At 69.1% G+C, this 14,705-nt stretch carries 16 protein-coding genes and 1 pseudogene; 12 read left to right on the top strand and 5 right to left on the bottom strand.

Annotated features, from left to right (window positions below):
* Positions 1 to 92 precede the first annotated feature (92 nt).
* Positions 93 to 737, top strand: coding sequence for a DUF47 domain-containing protein (locus tag M2165_RS03410; RefSeq protein ID WP_280813281.1), 645 nt, complete (start codon positions 93 to 95; stop codon positions 735 to 737).
* Between the two features lie 13 nt (positions 738 to 750).
* Complete coding sequence (locus tag M2165_RS03405; protein WP_280813280.1) at positions 751 to 1,761, top strand: inorganic phosphate transporter; 1,011 nt, start codon at positions 751 to 753, stop codon at positions 1,759 to 1,761.
* A 34-nt stretch (positions 1,762 to 1,795) separates the two neighbouring features.
* Here M2165_RS03405 and M2165_RS03400 read toward each other — a convergent pair whose 3' ends face one another.
* A complete protein-coding gene (locus M2165_RS03400) occupies positions 1,796 to 2,242 on the bottom strand; it encodes an NINE protein (RefSeq protein WP_280813279.1) in 447 nt (148 codons plus the stop codon).
* Entirely contained in the window at positions 2,239 to 2,763 is a 525-nt protein-coding gene (locus M2165_RS03395) for an N-acetyltransferase family protein (RefSeq protein WP_280813278.1), read from the bottom strand. Before M2165_RS03395 ends, M2165_RS03400 begins: the two co-directional genes overlap by 4 nt.
* A gap of 180 nt (positions 2,764 to 2,943) precedes the next feature.
* Between M2165_RS03395 and rpsP the strand changes: the two genes are divergently transcribed.
* From rpsP to M2165_RS03355, 8 genes and pseudogenes are all read left to right on the top strand, one after another.
* Positions 2,944 to 3,207, top strand: a complete 264-nt coding sequence (gene rpsP, locus M2165_RS03390) for a 30S ribosomal protein S16 (protein WP_028259818.1) — start codon at positions 2,944 to 2,946, stop codon at positions 3,205 to 3,207.
* A 22-nt stretch (positions 3,208 to 3,229) separates the two neighbouring features.
* Positions 3,230 to 3,784 (top strand): ribosome maturation factor RimM, encoded by a 555-nt coding sequence (gene rimM, locus M2165_RS03385; protein WP_280813277.1) that lies wholly within the window; start codon positions 3,230 to 3,232, stop codon positions 3,782 to 3,784.
* Positions 3,785 to 3,801: 17 nt separating this feature from the next.
* Positions 3,802 to 4,549: pseudogene (gene trmD / locus M2165_RS03380) on the top strand (tRNA (guanosine(37)-N1)-methyltransferase TrmD).
* Between the two features lie 111 nt (positions 4,550 to 4,660).
* On the top strand, positions 4,661 to 5,047 hold the full coding sequence (gene rplS, locus M2165_RS03375; protein ID WP_280813276.1) for a 50S ribosomal protein L19: 387 nt from the start codon (positions 4,661 to 4,663) through the stop codon (positions 5,045 to 5,047).
* Positions 5,048 to 5,203: 156 nt separating this feature from the next.
* A complete protein-coding gene (locus tag M2165_RS03370; protein WP_280817457.1) occupies positions 5,204 to 5,923 on the top strand; it encodes a CoA pyrophosphatase in 720 nt (239 codons plus the stop codon).
* 50 nt (positions 5,924 to 5,973) lie between these two features.
* Positions 5,974 to 6,975 (top strand): CobD/CbiB family protein, encoded by a 1,002-nt coding sequence (locus tag M2165_RS03365; protein ID WP_280813275.1) that lies wholly within the window; start codon positions 5,974 to 5,976, stop codon positions 6,973 to 6,975.
* Positions 6,976 to 6,992: 17 nt separating this feature from the next.
* Positions 6,993 to 8,081, top strand: coding sequence for a histidinol-phosphate transaminase (gene hisC / locus M2165_RS03360; RefSeq protein WP_280813274.1), 1,089 nt, complete (start codon positions 6,993 to 6,995; stop codon positions 8,079 to 8,081).
* A 13-nt stretch (positions 8,082 to 8,094) separates the two neighbouring features.
* Positions 8,095 to 9,120: a hypothetical protein gene (locus tag M2165_RS03355; RefSeq protein WP_280813273.1), complete on the top strand. Its 1,026-nt coding sequence runs from the start codon at positions 8,095 to 8,097 to the stop codon at positions 9,118 to 9,120.
* A gap of 13 nt (positions 9,121 to 9,133) precedes the next feature.
* On the opposite strand, the gene rsgA is transcribed toward M2165_RS03355, so the two are convergent.
* Genes rsgA through M2165_RS03340 form a run of 3 tightly spaced genes read right to left on the bottom strand, consistent with a single transcriptional unit; the run spans position 9,134 to position 11,730 of the window.
* Complete coding sequence (rsgA, locus tag M2165_RS03350; RefSeq protein ID WP_280813272.1) at positions 9,134 to 10,090, bottom strand: ribosome small subunit-dependent GTPase A; 957 nt, start codon at positions 10,088 to 10,090, stop codon at positions 9,134 to 9,136.
* Positions 10,091 to 10,105: 15 nt separating this feature from the next.
* Positions 10,106 to 10,453, bottom strand: a complete 348-nt coding sequence (locus M2165_RS03345) for a 4a-hydroxytetrahydrobiopterin dehydratase (protein ID WP_280813271.1) — start codon at positions 10,451 to 10,453, stop codon at positions 10,106 to 10,108.
* Positions 10,454 to 10,464: 11 nt separating this feature from the next.
* Positions 10,465 to 11,730 (bottom strand): M48 family metallopeptidase, encoded by a 1,266-nt coding sequence (locus tag M2165_RS03340; RefSeq protein WP_280813270.1) that lies wholly within the window; start codon positions 11,728 to 11,730, stop codon positions 10,465 to 10,467.
* Positions 11,731 to 11,800: 70 nt separating this feature from the next.
* Between M2165_RS03340 and orn the strand changes: the two genes are divergently transcribed.
* Both orn and M2165_RS03330 read left to right on the top strand, forming a co-directional pair.
* On the top strand, positions 11,801 to 12,397 hold the full coding sequence (orn, locus tag M2165_RS03335; protein WP_280813269.1) for an oligoribonuclease: 597 nt from the start codon (positions 11,801 to 11,803) through the stop codon (positions 12,395 to 12,397).
* Positions 12,398 to 12,648: 251 nt separating this feature from the next.
* Positions 12,649 to 14,505: a DEAD/DEAH box helicase gene (locus M2165_RS03330; protein ID WP_280813268.1), complete on the top strand. Its 1,857-nt coding sequence runs from the start codon at positions 12,649 to 12,651 to the stop codon at positions 14,503 to 14,505.
* Positions 14,506 to 14,705 lie beyond the last annotated feature (200 nt).

Genomic DNA, 14,705 nt, shown 5'->3' with positions numbered 1-14,705 from the left:
CGGCCGGGGCGGCCCTGTCCGCCCATTACACTTCTACGGTTTTTCATCAAGCTGTCACGCACTTGTGGCAGCCGCGAACCCAGGAGAGCGCCATGTTCGGCAAGCTGCTGCCCCGCGAGGGGAATTTTTTCGAGATGTTCAACCAGCACGCCGAGCGCATCGTCGAAGCGGCGCGGGCGTTCGAGCAACTCGTGGCCAACTACAGCGACGTGCACCTGCGCGAGCAGTACAACCGCGACGTCGACAACGCCGAGCGTGCGGCCGACCGCGTGACGCACGACGTCAACCGGCTGATCCACAAGACCTTCATCACGCCCATCGACCGCGAGCAGATCCACAAGCTCATCAACACGATGGACGACGTGGCCGACCTGATCCAGGACTCGGCCGAGACCATGGCGCTGTACGACGTGCGCCACATGACCGAAGAGATCGTGCGCCTCACCGCGCTGTGCGTGAAGTGCTGCGACCGCCTCAAGGACGCGGTGAAGTTCCTCGGCAAGATCGCCGACCCCGCGGTGGCGGAGGCCACGCTCAAGACCTGCGAGGAGATCGACCGGCTCGAATCCGACGCCGACCGCGTGATGCGCAGCGCCATGAGCAAGCTGTTCCGCGAGGAGCCCGACGTGCGCGAGGTCATCAAGCTCAAGGCGATCTACGAACTGCTCGAGACGATCACCGACAAGTGCGAGGACGTGGCCAACGTGATCGAGGGCATCGTCCTCGAGAACTCCTGAGCGGCAGCATCCGATGGCAACGGTTCAGGTCGCCCTCTGGGTGGTGATGGTGCTGGTCGCTCTGGCGATCCTGTTCGACTTCATGAATGGCTTCCACGACGCGGCGAACTCGATCGCGACGGTGGTGTCCACCGGCGTGCTCCGGCCGGGGCAGGCCGTGGTGTTCGCGGCGTTCTTCAACCTGATCGCCATCTTCGTCTTCCACCTCAGCGTGGCGGCCACCGTGGGCAAGGGCATCGCCCAGCCGGGCGTGGTGGACGTGCACGTGGTCTTCGGCGCGCTGGTCGGCGCGATCAGCTGGAACCTCGTGACCTGGTACTACGGCATCCCGAGCAGCTCGTCGCACGCGCTCATCGGCGGCATCGTCGGTGCGGTGATCGCGAAGACCGGCACCGGCGGCCTCGTGGCCTCAGGCATCTGGAAGACCGTGGCCTTCATCTTCGTGTCGCCGGTGCTCGGCTTCCTGCTGGGCTCGCTGATGATGGTGGTGGTGGCCTGGGGATTCCGGCGCGCCACGCCCTCGCGCGTGGACCGGTGGTTCCGGCGGCTGCAGCTGGTCTCGGCCGGCGCCTACAGCCTGGGCCACGGCGGCAACGACGCGCAGAAGACCATCGGCATCATCTGGATGCTGCTGATCGCCACCGGCTACGCCACGGCGAGCGACGCCGCCCCGCCGACCTGGGTGGTGGTGAGCTGCTATGCAGCGATTGCGCTGGGCACCATGTTCGGCGGCTGGCGCATCGTGAAGACCATGGGCCAGAAGATCACCAAGCTCAAGCCCGTGGGCGGCTTCTGCGCCGAGACCGGCGGCGCGATCACGCTGTTCCTGGCGACCGCGCTCGGCATCCCGGTGTCGACCACCCACACCATCACCGGCGCGATCGTCGGCGTGGGCTCGGCGCAGCGCGCCAGCGCGGTGCGCTGGGGCGTGGCCGGCAACATCGTCTGGGCCTGGATCTTCACGATCCCCGCCTCGGCCTTCGTGGCGGCGATCGCCTACTGGGTGAGCTGGCAGATCTTCTGAAGACCGCGCGTTGGCGGCCCGGCGAAGGGGCGCGCTACTGCGAGATCTTCCGCCCCTCTTCGATCTGGTGCTCGAAGTAGCGCTGGAAGCTGAACACGATGCTCGACATCAGCACCGTGCTGCCGAAGAACAGCGCGAGCACCACGGCGCCGATGGTGGCCCAGTTGGTGCGGCCCGGCGCGGCGTCGGCGGGCGCGCCGGCGTTGAAGCGCGCATTCCATTTCTCGGGCGTCATGAGGCCGTAGATGATGGCCGTGAGCGCGCAGCCCGCGATGGTGAAGCCGAGCATCGGGATCAGCACCCAGCTCCAGCCGTCGTCGACGCCGTACATGCGCACACGCTCGATGCCGTAGAGGCCGAGCGCGCTCGGCACGGGCAGCAGCCAGCCGAGCCAGTCGCCCATGCCGCGCAGGTAGAAGCGGTGCAGGCCCAGCGGCCCCCCGAGGAAGGAGAGCCAGGCGGCGGTGGTCTTGTTTTTCATTCGGGTCGGGTGGTGCTGCCTTCGCCGAGCACCTTCTCCATCAGCACCACGTCGCGCCATGCGCCGAACTTCCAGCCGCAGTCCTTGAGCACGCCGACCTGCGTGAAGCCCTGGCCGCGGTGCACGCCGACCGAGCCGGCATTGGCCGAGTCGCCGATCACCGCGATGAGCTTGCGGATGCCGGCCGCCTCGGCGGCCTGCGAAAGCGCCGCCAGCAGCCGGCTGCCCAGGCCCCGGCCGCGCGCCGATTCGGCGATGTAGATCGAGTCCTCGGCCGAAAAACGGTAGGCCGGGCGCGCCTTGAACCAGTTGCAGTAGGCAAAACCCAACACTTCGCCATCATTTTCGGCGACCAGGTAGGGCAGCTTCCGGCCGAGCACGTCGGCGCGCCGCGCGGCCATTTCGGCTTCGGACGGCGCCTCGGTTTCGAAGGTGCCGGTGCCGTTCAGCACGTGGTGGGCGTAGATGGCCGTGATGGCCGGAACGTCCTCTTCGCGGCTGGGACGGATGGTGAAAGTCATGCGGATGGAAAGCGGAGGGCGCAGGGCCGGGATTCGGAAAAAGCGGATCGGGCTATAATCGCAGGCTTTTCAGCGTGTCGCTGGCCGGGTGGCCATGTCGCGTGTCTCGACGCTGAAAGAACTCTGTGAGCGGGCCACGTGCTGAAAAAACGGGCCTGCTGCACCACCCAAGGATAAATCATGGTCGTCATTCGACTCTCCCGCGGCGGCTCCAAAGGCCGTCCGTTCTTCAACATCGTCGTGTCGGACAAGCGCGTTCGCCGCGACGGCCGTTTCATCGAGCGCCTGGGTTTCTACAACCCGATCGCGAAGGAAAACGAGGAAAGCATCCGTATCGCCCAGGACCGCCTGGCCTACTGGAAGAGCGTCGGCGCTCAGGCTTCGCCCACGGTCCTGCGCCTGATCAAGCAAGCTGCCGCCGCAGCTCCCAAGGCCGCGGCCTGAGGCTCCGGCCTTCCGCACGGCAATGCTGCCCGCACTCGAAGCCGCCGAACTGCCGGCGGATGCGATCGAGGTAGGACGCATCGCCGATGCATGGGGCATCAAGGGCTGGTTCAAGGTCCTGCCCCACAGCGCCCAGCCCGAGGCGCTTTTTTCTTCCAAGCGCTGGTTCCTGCAGGCTCCCGGAGCCTCGGCACGCACCGCTTTCCGGCTCGCGATCCGCGAAGCCAAGGAACATTCCGACTGCATCGTCGCCTCCTCCGAGGACGTGCCCGACCGCAATGCGGCCGAGGCGCTGCGCGGCGCGCGCGTGTTCGTGCCGCGTTCGAGCTTTCCCACGGCCGGTGACGACGAGTACTACTGGGTCGACCTGATCGGCCTCTCGGTCGTCAACCGCGAAGGCGTGGTGCTCGGCACCGTGCGCGAACTGCTGGCCACCGGCCCGCAGACCACGCTGGTGCTGGCCGCCGAGCAGGACGGCAAGGCGATCGAGCGCATGGTGCCTTTCGTCTCGGCCTTCGTCGACACCGTCGACCTGCCCGGCCGGCTGATCACGGTCGACTGGCAACCCGACTACTGACGGGTCGCTTCGCGCGCATGCGCTTCGACGTCCTCACCCTTTTTTCCCGAGCTGTTCGCGCCCTTCATGGCCGCCGGCGTGACCCGCCGCGCCTACGAGTCGAAGCAGGTCGAGGTCGTGCTCTGGAATCCGCGCGACTTCGCGCAGGGCAACTACCGGCGCGTGGACGACCGCCCCTTCGGCGGCGGGCCCGGCATGGTCATGATGGCCGAGCCGCTCTCGGCCTGCCTCGATGCGGCACTGGCCGCGCGCGGTGCCGCCGCACCGGTGGTGCTGTTCTCGCCGATCGGCGAGGTGCTTCACCACGCGGCCGTCGAGCGCTGGTCCGCCAGCGAGGGCGCGGTGCTGGTCTGCGGCCGCTACGAGGGCATCGACCAGCGCTTCATCGACATGCGCGTGACCCATCAGCTCAGCCTCGGCGATTTCGTGCTCTCGGGCGGCGAGATCGCGGCCATGGCGCTGCTCGATGCGGTGGCCAGGCTGCAGCCCGGCGTGCTCGGCGACGAGGCCAGCCATGTGCAGGACAGCTTCAATCCCTCGCTCGACGGCCTGCTCGACTGCCCCCACTACACGCGGCCCGAGCAATGGAACGGGCAGGGCGTGCCGGCGCCGCTGCTGTCGGGCCACCACGTGCAGATCGAGCGCTGGCGGCGCGACCAGCGGCTCGCGATCACCGCGGCGCGGCGCCCGGAACTCATCGAGGCCGCGCGCGCCGCCGGCCGCCTGAGCAAGGCCGACGAGGCCGCGCTCAAAAAAAAGCTATAATCCCGGGTTCCCCGATCCTCTGCCCGGCCGCGCCCGGCCCTGCTGCTTGACGCAGCCTGGAGCCAACGGCGCCTTTTGTGTAGCGCGAGCACGATCGAACATCAGGAAATCATGAACCTCATCCAGACCCTCGAGCAGGAAGAAATCGCCCGTCTCGGCAAGAAGATCCCCGACTTCATGCCCGGTGACACGGTCATCGTCAGCGTGAACGTCGTCGAAGGCAGCCGCAAGCGCGTGCAGGCCTACGAAGGCGTCGTGATCGCCAAGCGCAACCGCGGCCTCAACAGCGGCTTCACCGTGCGCAAGATCTCGAGCGGCGAAGGCGTGGAGCGTACGTTCCAGACCTACAGCCCGCTGATCGCCGGCATCGAAGTCAAGCGCCGCGGCGACGTCCGTCGTGCCAAGCTGTACTACCTGCGCGAGCGCAGCGGCCGTTCGGCACGCATCAAGGAAAAGCTGCCGGGCAAGGCGCCCGCCGCGGCATCGGCTGCCAAGTAAGCCTTTTTCCTGCCGTGCAAAAAGCCGCCGCTCTGGCGGCTTTTTGCGTTGTGCGCCGTGCGTCTTTCCTGCCCGAAGACAGCACTTCGTTTTTAGGCTCTACTTCCTCACCGAGACACTTCCCGCTTGACCCCGCCCGCCGCCCCTTCGCCCGCCATGCAGCTCGAGCCCGCCGAACCCGTCAACGCCGTGGTACCGCCCACGCTGCTGGTGGTCGATCCGCGCGAGGCGCCGGTGGTCGGCGGTCCGGACGGCCTGCCTGCGGTCCCGCCCGCGCAGCTGACCCCCGGGGCCTTGCGCCGGCGCTTCGCAACGCCGCCCGAGTGGACGCCCGAACTGCGCCGCGAGCCGCGCCTGAGCGACCGCACGCCGGCGCAGGCGGCGGTGCTGGTGCCGATCGTGCAGCGCCCGGAAGGCGCGACGGTGCTGCTGACGGAGCGCACGGCCCACCTCTCGAACCACTCGGGCCAGGTCGCGTTCCCGGGCGGGCGTGTCGACCCGGACGACGCGAACGTTGCCGCCGCGGCCTTGCGCGAGGCCTGGGAGGAAGTCGGTCTCTCGGCGCAGTTCATCGAAGTGCTCGGCAGCCTCCCGACCTACACCACGATCACCTCCTTCGTGGTCACGCCGGTGGTCGCGCTCGTGGAGCCCGCGTTCGAGCTCACGCTCAACCCCTACGAAGTGGCGGCGGCCTTCGAAGTGCCGCTGGCCTGGCTCATGGACCCCGCCAACCACCGCCGGCACACCGTGCCCGCGCCCGACGGTACGCGCCGCGAGTGGTACTCGATGCCCTACCAGGACGGCGCGGAGGAGCGCTTCGTCTGGGGCGCGACCGCGGGCATGCTGCGCAACCTCTATCGCTTCCTGAGCGCCTGAGCGGGCGCCGCGCGGCGCGGGCCGCCGGGCGCGCTCGCTATCATCGACGCATGAGCTTCTTTGCCATCCTGTGTGCGTTGCTGATCGAGCAGGTGCGGCCGCTCGCTCCCCACAACCCGGTGTACGGCGGCGTGCTTGCCTGGACCCGCTGGACCAGCCGCAACTTCGATGCCGGCAAGCCGCACCACGGATGGATTGCCTGGGGCCTGGCGGTGCTCGTGCCGACGCTGGCCACGCTCGGCATCCACTGGCTGCTGGTGCTGGCGCTCGGGCTGCCGTTCGCGGTGCTCTGGAGCGTCGCGGTGCTCTACGTCACGCTCGGCTTCCGGCAGTTCAGCCACCACTTCACCGACATCCGAGACGCACTCGACGAAGGCGACGAGCCGCTCGCGCGCTCGCTGCTCGCGCACTGGCAGGGCGTGGATGCGGCCGACCTGCCGCGCAGCGAAGTGGTGCGCCACGTGATCGAGCACTCGGTGATCGCGGCGCATCGCCATGTGTTCGGCGTGCTGGCGTGGTTCTCGGTGCTGGCGGCCCTGGGCCTCGGGCCGGCCGGCGCGGTGTTCTACCGCATGAGCGAATTCGTCTCGCGCTACTGGGCGCACAAGAACGGCGCCGCGGTGCAGCCGTCGAGCGTCTCGGTGCAGATGGCGGCCGAGCACGCATGGCACGCGGTCGACTGGCTGCCCGCGCGCATCACGGCGCTCGGCTTCGCGGTGGTCGGCAGCTTCGAGGAGGCGATCGACTGCTGGCGCAACGATGCGCAACGCTTCGCCAGCGAGAACGACGGCGTGATCCTCGCGGCCACCTCGGGCGCGGTGAACGTGCGGCTCGGCGGCGGTGCGCTGCGGCCGATCCCGGTCACCGATCCGCTGTCGCGCGCGCAGGCCGGCGATTCGGTGGCCGACGGCCGCCCGGCCGACAGCGGCAGCACGCCGGGGCGCGAACCCGAACCCGGCCATCTGCGCAGCGTGGTCGGCCTGGTCTGGCGCTCGGTCGTCATGTGGATGGTGCTGCTCGCGCTGCTCACGCTGGCCCGGCTGCTCGGCTGAGCGGGCGGGGCCACGCCATGTCCGATCCCGTGCCGGTCTTCTGGAGCCCGCGCATCGCGGCGCTCGAACCCTACGTGCCCGGCGAGCAGCCGCGCATCGCGAACCTCGTCAAGCTCAACACCAACGAGAACCCCTATCCCGCCTCGCCGCGTGCGATCCAGGCGATCCGCGAAGCGGCCGAGCACGGCCTCGAGCGCTATCCCGACCCCGCCTCGCTCGCGCTGCGCGAAGCCGTCGCCAGGCGGCACGGCCTGCAGGCCGCGCAGGTCTTCGCGGGCAACGGCTCCGACGAGGTGCTCGCGCACGCCTTCTTCGCCTTCTTCCAGCAGGCCGAGCCGCTGCTCATGCCTGATGTGAGCTACAGCTTCTACCGCGTCTATGCGCAGCTCTACGGCATCGCCTGCGAGCAGCTGCCGCTCGACGAGCGCCTGCGCATCGACGTGGATGCGATGGCGGCGCGCGCCCGCGGCGGCTGCGCCGGCCTGGTGATCGCGAATCCCAATGCGCCCACCGGCATCGGCCTGCCGCTCGCGCGCATCGAGCAGCTGCTCGCCGCCTGCCCCGAACGCGTGGTGCTGGTGGACGAGGCCTACGTCGACTTCGGCGGCGAGAGCGCCATGCCGCTGATCGAACGCCATCCGAACCTGCTGGTCGTGCACACCCTGTCGAAGTCGCGCTCGCTGGCCGGGCTGCGCGTGGGCTTCGCCTGCGGCCAGGCGCACCTGATCGATGCGCTGGCGCGCGTGAAGGACAGCTTCAATTCGTACCCGCTCGACCGCCTCGCCATCGCAGGTGCGGTGGCGGCGCTCGACGACGAGGCCTGGTTCGAGCACACGCGCCGGCAGGTCATGGACACGCGCGAAGGGCTGACGCTGCAGCTCGAGGACCTGGGCTTTGAGGTGCTTCCTTCGCAGGCCAACTTCGTCTTCGCACGCCATCCTGGGCGCGACGCGGCCGAGCTCGCGGCGCTGCTGCGCGAACGCGCGGTGCTGGTGCGGCATTTCAGGCAGCCCTCGCGCATCGCGCAGTACCTGCGCATCAGCATCGGCACCCGCGCGCAGTGCGATGCGCTCGTGCAGTGCCTCCAGGCCATCCTCCACCCCTGACCGTTCCCACTCCATGCCGACCCACGAGACCGATCCCCGCACCGCCGCCTGCGCAGCCTTCTGGAATGCCGTGAGCGAGCGTCTGCCGGCGCTGCAGGCCCTGCCCGCGCGCGAACTGATGGAGGCGCTGAACGAACTGCTGCAGCCGCTGTTCCCCGAACTGGCGGTCGAGGTCGCGGGCGAGCCGCCGGCCTTCAAGCTGGTGCTCACGGCGCACGGCGCGACGGCGCACTTCGAGGACGTGATGGCGCTCGCGCGGAGCAGCCCCAAGCTCGCGGGCGTCGAGGTCGAGGCCTTCCGGCAGCGCGCGACCGAAGGCTTCGGCATGCGCATGAACGACTTCGAACTCGCGAGCGCCGACCTGCGGGTGCGCCAGGAGCCCTGCGACGGCCTCGTGGCACTCGAGATCGCCTTCGCCAAGCCGATTCCGATGGACATGCAGGACCATGCGCGCCACATGAGCTTCATCATGCTGGACCACGTGCTCGGCGAATACGACTTCGCGGTGAAGGTCGGGCCCGTCGACTTCGTCGATGCCGCCGACGAAGCCGCGTTCGACGGCGTGCCGCTCGACGACTTCGCGCCGGCCTTCGACGCCTGCTGGCGCGACGAACTCGGCCACACCGGCATCTTCCCCACCGGCGAGCACGCCTGGAGCGGCCTGGAAGCCACGCGCGAGGCCGAGGACGGCCGCGAGATCGAGGCCATGGTGATGCGCAACGACTCGGCCAATGCGCTCCTGGGCCGCGCCGATCTCGGCCACCGCCTTTCGGCGGCCGTGCCCGTGGCCTCGGGCGAGGAACTCGCGCAGGCCCGCAGCTACGAAGACCGGCTCAGCGCACTGCTGCAGACGCACGAGGCCGGCTGCTGCACGCACGTGGTGCTCGAGGAGGGCGTCCGCACCGTGAGCTACCAGGTGGCCGATGCGGCCGCGGCGATCACGCATGCGCAGGCGCTGCAGGAGGAGATGGACCTGCCGGTCACGCTGGCGCTCGCTTTCGACCCCGGCTGGGCGTCGTACCGCGCGTGGCTCGACTGAGGCCCGAAGCGCTTCAGTACCGCTTCTGGCCCAGCTCGGCGAACAGCTCGCCGTAGATGCGGTAGCGCGTGGCGCTGATCGGGCCGGGCCGGCCGGGCGCATCGACGTGCGCGATCACGCCGCAGCCGGGCTCGTGCAGGTGCGTGCAGTTGTAGAACTTGCACGCGCTCGCATGCTCGGCAATGTCGGGCATCAGGCTCGCGAGCTGCATCGGCGCGATGTGGTTGAGCCCGAATTCCTGGAAGCCCGGCGAATCGATCAGCCCCGTGGTGCGCGCTTCGTCGACCCAGTACCAGGTCGTGCTCGTGGTGGTGTGCTTGCCCGAGTTGAGCGCCTGCGAGATCTCGCCGGTCAGCGCCGCGGCGCCCGGCACCAGCAGGTTGACCAGCGTGCTCTTGCCCGCGCCCGACGGGCCGAGCACCAGCGTGCTGCGGCCTTCGAGCCGCTGCATCAGCGCGGCACGGTCGGCCTCGCCCGAGGTCGTGAGCGAGAGCGGCAGCACGCCCTCGTGCATGCGGCGGTAGGGCGCGAGCCGGTTCCATGCGCGCTCGAAGGCCGCGCCGAGATCGCGCTTGTTGAGCGCGATGATCGGCACGATGCGCTCGGCCTCGGCCGCGATCAGCGCGCGCGCCAGCTGGTGTTCCGAGAACTCGGGTTCCGCCGCGATCAGGATCAGCACATGGTCCAGGTTGGCCGCGAACGACTTGGTGCGGATCTCGTCCTGGCGGTAGAACAGGTTGCGCCGCGGCACCACCTCCTCGATCGTGCCTTCGTCCTCGCTGGCCTGCCAGCGCACGCGGTCGCCGACCACGGCCTGGCTCTTCTTGCCGCGCGGATGGCAGATCAGCCGCTCGCCCGAAGGCGTTTCCACCAGGCAGTGGCGCCCATGGCTCGCGACGACCAGACCGTCGTGGAGCACGCGGGCGGCGCCGCCGGCGCCCTTGGCCGGGGTGCGGGGCGGCTTAGCCAAGGGCGCGCGTCCTCGTCACGCGGCAGGGCCCGCCACCAGCGCGTCGGCCTGGCGCGCGCAGTCGAAGTCGGTGACCGAGAGGCCGCCCACGTCGTGCGTGTTGAAGCGCACCACGCAGCGGTTGTAGTGCACCGACAGGTCGGGATGGTGGTCCTGCGTGTGGGCGACGAAGGCCAGCGCATTCACGAAGGCGATGGTCTCGAAGTAGTTGGCGAAGCCGAAGGTCTTCTCGATCGCCACGTCGGCGCCGTCGCCCGTGAGCTTCCAGCCGTCGAGCTTCGCGAGGCCCGAGACGATCTCGGTGGCGCTCAACGCCTGGCGGGGAACGTTCTTCCAGTCCTTGGGTTTCAGCATGCTGCTCATGGTCTCGGCTTTCAGGCCGCCTGCATGCGCGCGAGGCGCTCGGAGGCCGGGGGGTGGGAATAGTAGAACTTGACGAACACCGGATCGGGCGTGAGCGTCGAGGCGTTGTCCTGGTAGAGCTTGAGCAGCGCGGCCGACAGGTCGGCGCTGCTGGTCTGCGCCACCGCATAGGCGTCGGCCTCGAACTCGTGCTTGCGCGACAGCCGCGCAGGCAGCGGCGCGACGAAGAAGCCGAACACCGGGACCGCGAGCATGAAGAGCAGCAGCGCCAGCGCATCGTTGGGCGCCGCGGCCGACATGTTCGGCTGCACGCCCAGACCGGTGTAGAACCAGGCCTGCGTCGACACCCAGCCCAGCAGCGCGAAGCCCGCGAGGCTCAGCGCGAACATCGCCGCGATCCGCTTCACGATGTGGCGGTGCTTGAAGTGGCCGAGCTCGTGCGCGAGCACGGCTTCCATCTCGGCCGCGTTGAGCTGGCGCAGCAGCGTGTCGTAGAACACCACGCGCTTGCTCGCGCCGAAGCCGGTGAAGTAGGCGTTGGCATGCGCGCTGCGCCGGCTGCCGTCCATCACGAACAGGCCCTTGGCGCGGAAGCCGCAGCGCTTCATGAGCGCGGTCACGCGCTCCTTGACCGTGGGGTCCTCGAGCGGCTTGAACTTGTTGTAGAGCGGCGCGATGAACATCGGATAGACCAGCATCATCAGCAGGTTGAACCCCATCCATGCGGCCCAGGCCCAGAGCCACCAGGTGCTGCCGGCGGCGCCCATGATCCACAGGATCAGCGCCGCCAGCGGCAGCCCGATCGCCGCGCCGATCAGCGTCGAGACGACCGTGTCGCGCAGCCACAGCCCGAAGCTCATCTTGTTGAAGCCGAAGCGCTCCTCGAGCCTGAAGATCTGCCACAGCGTGAAGGGCAGTTCGAGCAGTGCGCCGATCACCGCGAACGCCGCCAGCAGCGCGAGCTGCTGCACCATGCCGCCGCCGAGCGAGGCGAGCAGCAGCCGGTTGAGCAGGTCGAGCCCGCCCAGCAGCGTCCAGCCCAGCAGCACCGCGGTGCCCCATGCCATCTCGACCATGCCGAAGCGCGCCTTGGCGATCGTGTAGTCGGCCGCCTTCTGGTGCGCCGCGAGCGTGATGGTGTGCGCGAAGGCGGGCGGCACCGCGGCGCGGTGGCGCGCCACGTGGCGCACCTGCCGCGAGGCGAGCCAGAACTTCACGAGCAGGCCTGCGACCAGTGCGGCCGCGAAGGCGGTGGTGAAGATGAGCGAATAGGACATGGCGCGGAGTTTAGAGCGTGTTCCCGACCCCCGGCGTGGCGGCTGCCAAGCCATCGACGACAATCCGGCCATGACCGAATCCCTCGACCCCACGGCTGTCGCCACGCTGCCGGTCCTGAAGAAAAGCGACCAGAACCTGGTCTGGCTCGACTGCGAAATGAGCGGCCTCGACCCCGAAAAAGAGCGCCTGCTCGAGATCGCGGTGGTCGTCACCGGCCCCGACCTGAGCCCGCGCATCGACGGCCCCGTGCTCGTCATCCATCAGAGCGATGCGGTGCTCGACGGCATGGACGCCTGGAACAAGGGCACCCATGGCCGCAGCGGCCTGATCGACAAGGTCAAGGCCTCCACCATCGACGAGGCCGCGGCCGAGCAGCAGCTGCTCGAATTCATCGCCCGCTACGTGCCCAAGGGCGGCTCGCCGATGTGCGGCAACACCATCGGGCAGGACCGGCGCTTCCTGGTCAAGTTCATGCCGCGGCTGGAGGCCTACTTCCACTACCGCAACCTCGACGTGAGCACGCTCAAGGAGCTCGCCAAGCGCTGGAAGCCCGCCGCCTACAGCGCCTTCAAGAAGCAGCAGGCGCACACCGCGCTGGCCGACGTGCACGAATCCATCGAGGAGCTCGCGCACTACCGCGACACCTTCCTGCGCCTCACGGATTGAGTGGGATTAGGTAAAAACCCCGATCCATGCCATAATTGCGGGCTTCGCTGATCTGGGTTCCAACATTGTTGCCAGGTCCGCGTCTCTTGCATCTCCCTATCTTGCACACCGCGCCCGATCGCATCCGCTGATCAAAAAGGGCCGCAGCCTCCGGCGCAAGCCGAGCTGAATGTCGTTGGATGGTTGATGTTTTTAACCACCCAACGGGGCGCCGCCTTCGGCAGCGCTCGCGTTTGAGATTGATAAATCACATGACCGACGCTTTCGAAGCGCAGGGCGAGTTCGCGCCTGTGCAATCCACCCACAACAACGAATTCACCGCCGCCACGGACACCGTCTCCGAGGCGCCGATCCTCGAGGCACTCGACGCCGCCGCGCCCGAGGCGCCTGTCGTTCCCAACGGCTTCATCAAGCTCGGCCTCGCGCCCGAGCTGGTCGCTGCGGTGGCCGACATGGGCTTCACCCAGCCCACCACCGTGCAGGACAAGGTCATCCCGATGGCCATGGGCGGCAACGCCGGCCAGGACGGCAAGGCCCGCTTCGTCGACCTGATGGTCTCGAGCCAGACCGGTTCGGGCAAGACCGCCGCCTTCCTGCTGCCCGTGCTGCACACGCTGATCCAGCGCCAGGCCGAGGCCGAGGAAGCCGCCAAGGCCGAGTTCCAGCGCCTGGCCGCCGAAGCCGCCGCGCGCGGCGAAGCGCCGCCCAAGAAGCCGAAGCGCAAGGACCCGACCAACGCGCGCCATTTCAAGGCCGCGACGCCCGGCGCGCTGGTGCTGTGCCCCACGCGCGAACTCGCGCAGCAGGTCGCGCACGACGCCATCGAGCTGGTGCGCCACTGCCGCGGCCTGCGCATCGCCAACGTGGTGGGCGGCATGCCCTACCAGCTGCAGATCGCCCGCCTGCAGAACGCCGACCTCGTGGTCGCCACGCCCGGCCGCCTGCTCGACCTGCAGCGCTCGATGCAGATCAAGCTCGACCAGGTCAAGTTCCTGGTGGTCGACGAAGCCGACCGCATGCTCGATCTCGGCTTTGCCGACGACCTAGCCGAAGTGAACCAGCTCACGATCGAGCGCCAGCAGACCATGATGTTCAGCGCCACCTTCGCGCCGCGCATCCAGCAGCTCGCCACGCGCGTGATGCGCGAGCCGCAGCGCGTGACCATCGACAGCCCGCAGGAAAAGCACGCCAACATCAAGCAGGTGCTGTTCTGGGCCGACAACACGACCCACAAGCGCAAGCTGCTCGACCACTGGCTGCGCGACACCAGCATCAACCAGGCGATCGTGTTCGCGAGCACGCAGGTCGAGTGCGACGGTCTCGCCAACGACCTGCAGCAGGACGGCTTCAGCGCCGTCGCGCTGCACGGTGCGCTGAGCCAGGGCCTGCGCAACCGCCGCCTCATGGCGCTGCGCAGCGGCCAGGTGCAGATCCTCGTGGCGACCGACGTGGCCGCGCGCGGCATCGACGTGCCGACGATCACGCACGTCTTCAACTTCGGCCTGCCGATGAAGGCCGAGGACTACACCCACCGCATCGGCCGCACGGGCCGTGCCGGACGCGACGGCATCGCCGTCACCTTCGCCGAGTTCCGTGACCGCCGCCGCATCATGGACATCGAGCACTACAGCCGCCAGCAGTTCAAGGCCGAGGTCATCCCGGGCCTGGAGCCGCAGCAGCGCATGCCGCAGTCGCGCCCGCACGGCGACTTCGGCGGCCGCGGCCGCGACAACGGCCCGCGCGGTGGCGGCGATCGCAAGTTCGGCGGCGGCGGCAACGCCGGCGGCCCGCGCGGCGGCTATGCCGGCGCCAGCGGCTTCAACGACCGCGGCCGCGGCGCCCCGGGCCCGCGCGGCTTCCAGGGCCAGAACGCCGGCTTCGGCGGCGGCCGTGAAGACGGCGGCGGCTATGGCCGCAAGCCGGGCTGGGGCGACAGCAGCGGCGCGCCGCGCGGCGGCCGCGGCGACGGCGGCGGCTTCGCACCGCGCGAAGGCTTCGCACCCCGTGAGGGCTTCGCACCCCGCGGCAACGGCGCGGGCCATGGCGGCCCGGGCAAGGTCTTCGTGCCGCGCGACGCCCAGAAGCGTGCGTTCAAGCCCTCGCGCTGAGCCAGATCGGGGCGGCCGCCGGCCGCTCCGCACCACCAGAAAGCCCGGTCTTCCGACGAAGCCCGGGCTTTTTCATTTGCGGGTTTCCGTGGAGGCCGCAGGCACGGAATTTGATTGACACATGAAACGATGAAAAGTAATGTAATGACGCATTGCTTCCCCGGTCCGCGCCGCGGCTGCCGGTTCATCGACATCTGCTT

Origin of the sequence: Variovorax sp. TBS-050B, assembly GCF_029893635.1 — a bacterium.
GTDB lineage: Bacteria > Pseudomonadota > Gammaproteobacteria > Burkholderiales > Burkholderiaceae_C > Variovorax.
This window is presented reverse-complemented; position numbering and strand designations above follow the sequence as displayed.

What these genes read in the sequence shown, in the direction of transcription:
- M2165_RS03410 (WP_280813281.1), top strand. Translation starts at nt 93, where the DNA reads ATGTTCGGCAAGCTGCTGCCCCGCGAGGGGAATTTTTTCGAGATGTTC.
- M2165_RS03405 (WP_280813280.1), top strand. Translation starts at nt 751, where the DNA reads ATGGCAACGGTTCAGGTCGCCCTCTGGGTGGTGATGGTGCTGGTCGCT.
- M2165_RS03400 (WP_280813279.1), bottom strand. Translation starts at nt 2,242, where the DNA reads ATGAAAAACAAGACCACCGCCGCCTGGCTCTCCTTCCTCGGGGGGCCG.
- M2165_RS03395 (WP_280813278.1), bottom strand. Translation starts at nt 2,763, where the DNA reads ATGACTTTCACCATCCGTCCCAGCCGCGAAGAGGACGTTCCGGCCATC.
- rpsP (WP_028259818.1), top strand. Translation starts at nt 2,944, where the DNA reads ATGGTCGTCATTCGACTCTCCCGCGGCGGCTCCAAAGGCCGTCCGTTC.
- rimM (WP_280813277.1), top strand. Translation starts at nt 3,230, where the DNA reads ATGCTGCCCGCACTCGAAGCCGCCGAACTGCCGGCGGATGCGATCGAG.
- rplS (WP_280813276.1), top strand. Translation starts at nt 4,661, where the DNA reads ATGAACCTCATCCAGACCCTCGAGCAGGAAGAAATCGCCCGTCTCGGC.
- M2165_RS03370 (WP_280817457.1), top strand. Translation starts at nt 5,204, where the DNA reads ATGCAGCTCGAGCCCGCCGAACCCGTCAACGCCGTGGTACCGCCCACG.
- M2165_RS03365 (WP_280813275.1), top strand. Translation starts at nt 5,974, where the DNA reads ATGAGCTTCTTTGCCATCCTGTGTGCGTTGCTGATCGAGCAGGTGCGG.
- hisC (WP_280813274.1), top strand. Translation starts at nt 6,993, where the DNA reads ATGTCCGATCCCGTGCCGGTCTTCTGGAGCCCGCGCATCGCGGCGCTC.
- M2165_RS03355 (WP_280813273.1), top strand. Translation starts at nt 8,095, where the DNA reads ATGCCGACCCACGAGACCGATCCCCGCACCGCCGCCTGCGCAGCCTTC.
- M2165_RS03345 (WP_280813271.1), bottom strand. Translation starts at nt 10,453, where the DNA reads ATGAGCAGCATGCTGAAACCCAAGGACTGGAAGAACGTTCCCCGCCAG.
- M2165_RS03340 (WP_280813270.1), bottom strand. Translation starts at nt 11,730, where the DNA reads ATGTCCTATTCGCTCATCTTCACCACCGCCTTCGCGGCCGCACTGGTC.
- orn (WP_280813269.1), top strand. Translation starts at nt 11,801, where the DNA reads ATGACCGAATCCCTCGACCCCACGGCTGTCGCCACGCTGCCGGTCCTG.
- M2165_RS03330 (WP_280813268.1), top strand. Translation starts at nt 12,649, where the DNA reads ATGACCGACGCTTTCGAAGCGCAGGGCGAGTTCGCGCCTGTGCAATCC.